Here is an 8,513-nt window from a genome sequence, read left to right on the forward strand (position 1 = left end):
AAGATGGTCTTTGGTATTAAAAACTATATAGTAAAGAAAGGCGTTTTAAATGAAAATCAATGAGTTTATTGTTGTAGAAGGTCGAGATGATACTGAGCGTGTTAAACGAGCTGTAGAATGTGATACGATTGAAACTAATGGCAGTGCAATCAATGAGCAAACTTTGGAAGTAATTAGAAATGCACAACAAAGTCGTGGTGTCATTGTACTGACAGATCCAGATTTTCCGGGAGACAAAATTAGAAGTACAATTACAGAGCATGTTAAAGGTGTGAAACACGCATATATTGATAGAGACAAAGCTAAAAATAAAAAAGGGAAAATCGGTGTTGAACACGCTAAATTAGAAGATATAAAAGAAGCGCTAATGCATGTGAGTTCACCATTTGAAGAAGCATTTGAGTCAATTGATAAAACGGTGTTAATAGAGTTGGGGCTAATTGTCGGCAAAGATGCTAGACGTCGTCGTGAAATTTTAAGTAGGAAATTACGAATCGGTCACTCAAACGGAAAGCAATTATTGAAGAAGCTAAATGCTTTCGGTTATACGGAAACGGATGTAAGACAAGCTTTAAAAGATGAATAAGGAAGTGAATCAGTTGGATAATAAAGATATTGCAACGCCATCTCGAACACGAGCATTATTAGATAAATATGGATTTAATTTTAAGAAAAGTTTAGGTCAGAACTTTTTAATAGACGTTAATATTATAAATAATATTATCGATGCAAGTAATATTGATGAACGTACAGGTGTTATTGAAATTGGACCAGGTATGGGGTCATTAACTGAACAGTTGGCGAAACACGCTAAAAAAGTATTGGCATTTGAAATAGACCAACGCTTGATACCTGTACTTAAGGACACATTATCACCATATGATAACGTGACGGTGATTAACGAAGATATTTTAAAAGCAAACATTAAAGCTGCAGTTGAAAACCACTTACAAGACTGTGAAAAAATAATGGTTGTCGCGAATCTGCCATACTACATTACAACGCCGATACTTTTAAATTTGATGCAACAAGACATACCTATTGATGGTTATGTAGTGATGATGCAAAAAGAAGTAGGAGAACGCTTAAATGCTGAAGTAGGATCAAAGGCATATGGCTCTTTATCAATTGTTGTTCAATACTACACTGAAACAAGCAAAGTATTAACAGTACCTAAATCTGTATTTATGCCACCGCCAAACGTAGATTCAATTGTTGTAAAACTGATGCAAAGAAAAGAACCGCTAGTAAAAATTGATAATGAAGAAGCATTTTTTAAATTGGCAAAAGCGGCATTTGCTCAAAGAAGAAAGACGATTAACAACAACTATCAGAATTTCTTTAAAGATGGTAAACAACATAAAGAAGCGATTTTACAATGGTTAGAGCAAGCGGGAATTGATCCAAGACGACGTGGTGAAACACTAACTATTCAAGATTTTGCTAAATTGTACGAAGAAAAGAAAAAATTCCCTCAATTAGAAAATTAAATGATTGACAAAGCAAACCACTATTGATAAAATTTGAATTTTGTTTGACGAAAACGCTGCAAATATGGTATTATGTAACTTGTAGCGAGGTGGAGCAATATGCCAAAATCAATTTTGGACATCAAAAATTCTATTGATTGTCATGTAGGAAATCGTATTGTACTGAAAGCCAATGGAGGCCGTAAGAAAACAATAAAACGTTCTGGAATTTTAAAAGAAACATATCCGTCAGTTTTCATTGTTGAGTTAGATCAAGATAAACACAATTTTGAGAGAGTATCGTATACATACACTGATGTGTTGACTGAAAATGTTCAAGTTTCATTTGAAGAGGATAATCATCACGAATCAATTGCACACTAAATAAGACACATAGAGATGTTAAACGTTTCTTAAGTATAAGAAGTAAATATTATGATAATTATTTGAGTGTTGGGCATTATGTTCAATACTCTTTTTATTTACGACACGTTTAAGTCTGTGTTTCGCTTTTAGTTTTAAGTAAATGGATAATGCATTTACACATAAAAATACAAGTAAATGTTATGTGATTAGATGGAAAAAATTACTTTTTTATTAAAAAAACACTAAAAAACAAATTAAAATGTCAAATATTAATTCTCTTTATGTTAAAATCATCATATTAAGATAACGAAAAGAGGGCGCAAAAATGATATATGAAACGGCACCAGCCAAAATTAATTTTACGCTCGATACACTTTTTAAAAGAAATGATGGCTATCATGAGATTGAAATGATAATGACAACAGTTGATTTAAATGATCGTTTAACTTTTCGTAAAAGAAAGGATCGAAAAATAGTTGTTGAAATTGAACACAATTATGTGCCTTCGAATCATAAAAATCTTGCATATCGTGCAGCACAATTATTTATTGAGCGGTATCAACTAAAGCATGGTGTGACTATAACGATTGATAAAGAAATACCTGTTTCAGCAGGACTAGCTGGCGGTTCAGCAGATGCAGCAGCAACATTAAGAGGATTGAATCGACTTTTTAATATTGAGGCGAGTTTAGATGAATTAGCTCAACTAGGCAGTGAAATTGGAACGGATATTCCGTTTTGTATTTATAATAAAACTGCATTATGCACTGGAAGAGGCGAAAAAATCGAGTTTTTAAATAAACCACCATCAGCATGGGTGATTCTGGCTAAACCAAACTTAGGCATATCTTCACCAGATATATTTAAGTTGATCAATTTAGATAAGCAATATAGAGTGCATACTAAATTGTGCTATGAGGCGTTGGAAAAAGGTGATTATCAACAATTATGTCAAAGTTTGTCTAATCGATTAGAGCCAATTTCTGTTTCGAAACATCCACAAATCGATAAGTTGAAAAATAATATGTTGAAAAGTGGTGCAGACGGTGCGTTAATGAGTGGAAGCGGACCAACTGTGTATGGGCTAGCACGAAAAGAAAGCCAAGCAAAAAATATTTATAATGCAGTAAACGGTTGTTGTAATGAAGTGTACTTAGTTAGACTATTAGGATAGAAGGGTTGAAAAGATGAGATATAAACGAAGCGAGAGAATTGTTTTTATGACGCAATATTTGATGAACCATCCGAATAAATTAATTCCATTAACTTTTTTTGTGAAAAAATTTAAGCAAGCGAAGTCTTCAATAAGTGAAGATGTCCAAATTATAAAAAATACATTCCAAAAAGAAAAGTTAGGTACAGTAATTACTACTGCTGGTGCAAGTGGTGGTGTTACGTATAAACCAATGATGAGTAAAGAGGAAGCAACAGAAGTTGTTAATGAAGTCATTACTCTATTAGAAGAGAAAGAACGTTTGTTACCTGGTGGATATTTATTTTTATCAGATTTGGTAGGTAATCCAACGCTACTTAATAAAGTTGGTAAGTTAATTGCCAGTATTTACATGGATGAAAAATTAGATGCAGTTGTTACTATTGCAACAAAAGGTATTTCATTAGCAAATGCTGTTGCTAATATTTTAAATTTACCTGTAGTAGTTATTAGAAAAGATAATAAGGTAACTGAAGGTTCTACAGTTTCAATTAATTATGTGTCAGGATCTTCGAGAAAAATAGAGACGATGGTACTTTCAAAGAGAACATTAGCTGAAAATTCAAATGTTTTAGTTGTTGATGATTTTATGAGAGCCGGTGGTTCTATAAATGGTGTAATGAATTTAATGAATGAGTTTAAAGCCCACGTAAAAGGGGTATCAGTACTTGTAGAATCGAAAGAAGTTAAACAGCGATTAATTGAAGATTATACTTCCTTAGTGAAATTGTCAGATGTTGACGAATATAATCAAGAGTTTAACGTAGAACCTGGTAACAGTTTATCTAAATTTTCATAAAAAGGAGTTTTTAATATTATGAAAATAATTAACACAACAAAATTGCCAGAAGCACTTGGACCATATTCTCATGCAACTGTTGTAAATGGAATGGTTTATACTTCAGGGCAAATTCCATTGGATGTTGATGGAACTATTGTTAGTGATGATGTTCAAGAACAAACAAAACAAGTTTTGGAAAATTTAAAAGTTGTTTTGAAGGAATCAGGTTCTGATTTGAATTCTGTTGCAAAGGCAACTATCTTCATTAAGGATATGAATGATTTCCAAAAAATCAATGAAGTGTATGGTCAATATTTTGATGTACACAAACCAGCGCGTAGTTGTGTAGAGGTTGCGCGTTTGCCAAAAGATGTAAAAGTAGAAATAGAATTAGTAAGTAAAGTTAAGGAATTATAATTTTCGATTAATAAGTTTAATCAAGCTTCTAAATAACACAGATATATATACTATAGGGGGGCTCACTACATGAAAGTGACAGATGTAAGACTTAGAAAAATAGAAACAGATGGACGAATGAAAGCGCTCGTTTCCATTACATTAGATGAAGCTTTCGTAATACATGATTTACGTGTAATTGAAGGGAACTCTGGTCTGTTCGTCGCAATGCCGAGCAAACGTACACCAGATGGTGAATTCCGCGACATCGCACATCCAATCAATTCAGATATGAGACAAGAAATTCAAGATGCTGTGATGAAAGTATATGATGAAACAGATGAAGTAGTACCAGATAAAAACGCTACATCAGAAGATTCAGAAGAAGCTTAATAAATTCAATATCCAATGATGTTAGTAACTCGCAATGAGTATTTATAAAACTGTCGATGAAGTATAATGCTTTGTCGACAGTTTTTTATTTTTTACGCTTCGATTATAAGTTTAACCATTATGTGTAATGATACTTCATTGAAATATATTGTCATTAAATATCAATTTATTTGATACATAAAATTTTGAACTGCTAATCGTAGTGTGCTTGTTTCTTTTAAAACAGATTTTAAATTGTTTTATACAATCGCTAGTTTAAATATTAGGAAGGAAAATGCTCAACGCAAAAGTTACATATTGGTTTGGGGAATTATCATTTGAATTAGGACGATACTTTGACGCCATGATTTTATTCAACAAAAAATCATGATTTAATTCGAACAAGAGTAACGCATGTTTTTATAAGATATGTAGAAATTCATTTTAAAAAGTAACGAAATGAAAACAATGCCTTTTATAAGTTGAAAGAGCATTGCAGATTAAATTATAATAATGACGAAGTGTAAAATTTAATGGGGGTTAATGTTCATGCGAAGACATGCGATAATTTTGGCAGCAGGTAAAGGCACAAGAATGAAATCTAAAAAATATAAAGTGCTACACGAGGTTGCTGGTAAACCTATGGTCGAACATGTATTAGATAGTGTTGAAGGATCAGGTGTCGATCAAGTTGTAACCATCGTAGGACATGGTGCTGAAAGTGTAAAAGGACATTTAGGCGAACGTTCTTTATACAGTTTTCAACAAGAACAACTCGGTACAGCGCATGCAGTACTAATGGCGAAATCACATTTAGATGGTGAGGAAGGTACAACAATTGTAGTGTGTGGCGATACACCACTCATTACCAAAGAAACGTTAGAAACACTAATTACGCATCATGAGGATAATAATGCACAAGCTACTGTATTATCTGCTTTAGTTCAAAATCCATATGGTTATGGAAGAATTGTACGTAATCAATCGGGACGTTTAGAACGCATTGTTGAAGAGAAGGATGCAACGCATTCTGAAAAAGAAATCAATGAAATTAGTTCTGGCATTTTTGCTTTTGATAACAAAGTTTTGTTTGAAAAATTAGCACAAGTGAAAAATGATAATGCTCAAGGTGAATATTATCTTCCTGATGTGTTAGCGTTAATTTTAGAAAATGATGGAATTGTAGAAGTTTATCGTACCAATGATATTGAAGAAATTATGGGTGTGAATGATCGTGTTATGCTTAGTCAAGCTGAAAAGGCGATGCAACGTCGTACAAATCATAAACATATGATAAATGGTGTTACAATTATCGATCCTGACAGTACATTTATAGGGCCTGACGTAACAATTGGTAGTGATACGGTAATCGAACCAGGTGTAAGAATTAATGGTAAAACTGAAATTGGTGAAGATGTTGTTATTGGTCAATATTCTGAAATCAACAATAGTAAGATTGAAAATGGAGCATTGATTCAACAATCAGTTGTAAATGATGCATATGTTGGTGCGCACACTAAAGTTGGACCATTCGCGCAATTGAGACCAGGTGCAAATTTAGGTGCAGATGTTAAAGTTGGTAATTTTGTAGAAATTAAAAAGGCAGATCTTAAAGATGGTTCTAAAGTTTCACATTTAAGTTATATTGGTGATGCTGTCATTGGAGAACGTACTAATATTGGTTGCGGAACGATTACGGTTAACTACGACGGAATAAATAAATTTAAAACTGTAGTTGGTAAAGACTCTTTTATCGGATGTAATGTTAACTTAGTAGCACCAGTAACCGTTGGAGATGCAGTGTTAGTAGCAGCAGGCTCAACAATCACAGATGACGTTCCAAATGATAGTTTAGCTGTAGCAAGAGCAAGACAAACAACAAAAGAAGGATATAGGAAATAATCATTTGCGTATGTATCTATAGTGCCTAGGATAAAATGAAAATCCTATGTAATAATAATGTAATCTTTATGATTTAAGGATTCGCATAGTAATGAGATTGCATTTTATATATAATAGTAATTGCGTAAGTAAATAATTGGAGGACTATAAATGTTAAATAATGAATATAAGAATTCGTCATTAAAGATTTTTTCATTGAAAGGAAACGAAGCATTAGCGCAAGAAGTTGCTGACCAAGTAGGTATTGAACTAGGTAAATGTTCAGTTAAACGTTTTAGTGATGGAGAAATTCAAATTAATATCGAAGAGAGTATTCGTGGTTGTGACGTATTTATTATTCAACCAACATCATATCCTGTAAACCTACATTTAATGGAATTATTAATTATGATTGATGCTTGTAAGCGTGCTTCAGCAGCAACAATCAATATTGTAGTGCCATATTATGGATATGCTAGACAAGATAGAAAAGCACGTAGCCGTGAACCAATCACAGCTAAGTTAGTAGCAAACTTAATCGAAACAGCAGGCGCAACACGTATGATTGCGTTAGACTTGCATGCACCTCAAATTCAAGGGTTCTTTGATATTCCAATTGATCACTTAATGGGTGTACCAATTCTTGCTAAACATTTTAAAGATGATCCAAACATTAACCCAGAAGAGTGTGTTGTTGTGTCACCTGACCACGGTGGTGTTACACGTGCTCGTAAATTGGCGGACATTTTAAAAACTCCAATTGCAATTATAGATAAACGTCGTCCTAGACCAAATGTTGCTGAAGTTATGAACATTGTTGGTGAAATTGAAGGACGTACAGCAATTATTATTGACGATATTATTGATACTGCAGGTACAATCACGTTAGCTGCACAAGCATTAAAAGATAAAGGTGCTAAAGAAGTTTATGCATGCTGTACGCACCCTGTTTTATCAGGACCTGCAAAAGAACGCATCGAAAATTCTGCAATTAAAGAATTAATCGTGACAAACTCAATTCATTTAGATGAAGATCGTAAACCTTCTAACACTAAAGAATTATCAGTTGCTGGTTTAATTGCACAAGCTATCATACGTGTTTATGAAAGAGAATCAGTTAGCGTATTATTTGACTAATTTTAAATAGCCGTTTGACGAACAAATATCAAACGTGTATAATAGTTTCGTTCGTGATTATACGAATAAATAAACACTTGCAAGCAACATTCATGTTGATGGGTAAGTGAGGTGCTCTTGTTGAGCGAAAATGAAAGGTGGAAATGAGAATGGCTTCATTAAAGTCAATCATCCGTCAAGGTAAACAAACACGTTCAGATCTTAAACAATTAAGAAAATCTGGTAAAGTACCAGCAGTAGTATACGGTTACGGTACTAAAAACGTGTCAGTTAAAGTTGATGAAGTAGAATTCATCAAAGTTATCCGTGAAGTAGGTCGTAACGGTGTTATCGAATTAGGCGTTGGCTCTAAAACTATCAAAGTTATGGTTGCAGACTACCAATTCGATCCACTTAAAAACCAAATTACTCACATTGACTTCTTAGCAATCAATATGAGTGAAGAACGTACTGTTGAAGTACCAGTTCAATTAGTTGGTGAAGCAGTAGGCGCTAAAGAAGGCGGCGTAGTTGAACAACCATTATTCAACTTAGAAGTAACTGCTACTCCTGACAATATTCCAGAAGCTATTGAAGTAGACATTACTGAATTAAACATTAACGACAGCTTAACTGTTGCTGATGTTAAAGTAACTGGCGACTTCAAAATCGAAAATGATTCAGCTGAATCAGTTGTAACAGTAGTTGCTCCAACTGAAGAACCAACTGAAGAAGAAATCGAAGCAATGGAAGGCGAACAACAAACTGAAGAACCAGAAGTTGTTGGCGAAAGCAAAGAAGACGAAGAGAAAACTGAAGAGTAATTTTAACTCATTACTAAAAAGTTTTTATACTTTGTTGAACAAGCACTGTGCTTATTTTAATATAAGCATGGTGCTTTTTGTGTTATTATAAGGTT

Annotated in this window: 10 protein-coding genes and 1 pseudogene; all 11 read left to right on the plus strand. The window is 33.4% G+C overall.

Annotation, left to right across the window (positions count from 1 at the left end; translation table 11 throughout):
• Nucleotides 1-49: 49 nt before the first annotated feature.
• On the plus strand, nucleotides 50-586 hold the full coding sequence (gene rnmV, locus SAMSHR1132_RS02280) for a ribonuclease M5 (RefSeq protein WP_000700070.1): 537 nt from the start codon (nucleotides 50-52) through the stop codon (nucleotides 584-586).
• Nucleotides 579-1,490, plus strand: coding sequence for a 16S rRNA (adenine(1518)-N(6)/adenine(1519)-N(6))-dimethyltransferase RsmA (gene rsmA, locus SAMSHR1132_RS02285; RefSeq protein WP_072292039.1), 912 nt, complete (start codon nucleotides 579-581; stop codon nucleotides 1,488-1,490). The genes rnmV and rsmA overlap by 8 nt, the downstream gene beginning before the upstream one ends.
• Nucleotides 1,491-1,589: 99 nt before the next feature.
• The gene (veg, locus tag SAMSHR1132_RS02290) at nucleotides 1,590-1,853 is read left to right on the plus strand and encodes a biofilm formation stimulator Veg (protein ID WP_001126664.1); all 264 of its coding nucleotides are present in this window, start codon (nucleotides 1,590-1,592) and stop codon (nucleotides 1,851-1,853) included.
• 307 nt (nucleotides 1,854-2,160) lie between these two features.
• Nucleotides 2,161-3,009, plus strand: a complete 849-nt coding sequence (ispE, locus tag SAMSHR1132_RS02295) for a 4-(cytidine 5'-diphospho)-2-C-methyl-D-erythritol kinase (RefSeq protein WP_000638880.1) — start codon at nucleotides 2,161-2,163, stop codon at nucleotides 3,007-3,009.
• Nucleotides 3,010-3,022: 13 nt separating this feature from the next.
• A complete protein-coding gene (purR, locus tag SAMSHR1132_RS02300) occupies nucleotides 3,023-3,847 on the plus strand; it encodes a pur operon repressor (protein ID WP_001269645.1) in 825 nt (274 codons plus the stop codon).
• Between the two features lie 18 nt (nucleotides 3,848-3,865).
• Nucleotides 3,866-4,246 carry a RidA family protein gene (locus SAMSHR1132_RS02305; protein WP_000691764.1) on the plus strand — a complete coding sequence of 127 codons (381 nt, stop codon included), beginning with the start codon at nucleotides 3,866-3,868 and terminating at the stop codon, nucleotides 4,244-4,246.
• 69 nt (nucleotides 4,247-4,315) lie between these two features.
• Nucleotides 4,316-4,618, plus strand: coding sequence for a septation regulator SpoVG (gene spoVG / locus SAMSHR1132_RS02310; RefSeq protein WP_000868993.1), 303 nt, complete (start codon nucleotides 4,316-4,318; stop codon nucleotides 4,616-4,618).
• A 434-nt stretch (nucleotides 4,619-5,052) separates the two neighbouring features.
• A pseudogene (locus SAMSHR1132_RS14205) lies at nucleotides 5,053-5,124 on the plus strand (hypothetical protein); the annotation flags it as partial.
• A gap of 22 nt (nucleotides 5,125-5,146) precedes the next feature.
• Nucleotides 5,147-6,499 (plus strand): bifunctional UDP-N-acetylglucosamine diphosphorylase/glucosamine-1-phosphate N-acetyltransferase GlmU, encoded by a 1,353-nt coding sequence (glmU, locus tag SAMSHR1132_RS02320; RefSeq protein ID WP_001252513.1) that lies wholly within the window; start codon nucleotides 5,147-5,149, stop codon nucleotides 6,497-6,499.
• 150 nt (nucleotides 6,500-6,649) lie between these two features.
• Nucleotides 6,650-7,615, plus strand: a complete 966-nt coding sequence (locus tag SAMSHR1132_RS02325) for a ribose-phosphate diphosphokinase (RefSeq protein WP_000933774.1) — start codon at nucleotides 6,650-6,652, stop codon at nucleotides 7,613-7,615.
• Nucleotides 7,616-7,764: 149 nt separating this feature from the next.
• Complete coding sequence (locus SAMSHR1132_RS02330) at nucleotides 7,765-8,418, plus strand: 50S ribosomal protein L25/general stress protein Ctc (RefSeq protein WP_000157650.1); 654 nt, start codon at nucleotides 7,765-7,767, stop codon at nucleotides 8,416-8,418.
• The last annotated feature ends 95 nt before the right edge of the window (nucleotides 8,419-8,513 follow it).

This window comes from Staphylococcus argenteus (assembly GCF_000236925.1).
Lineage (GTDB): Bacteria > Bacillota > Bacilli > Staphylococcales > Staphylococcaceae > Staphylococcus > Staphylococcus argenteus.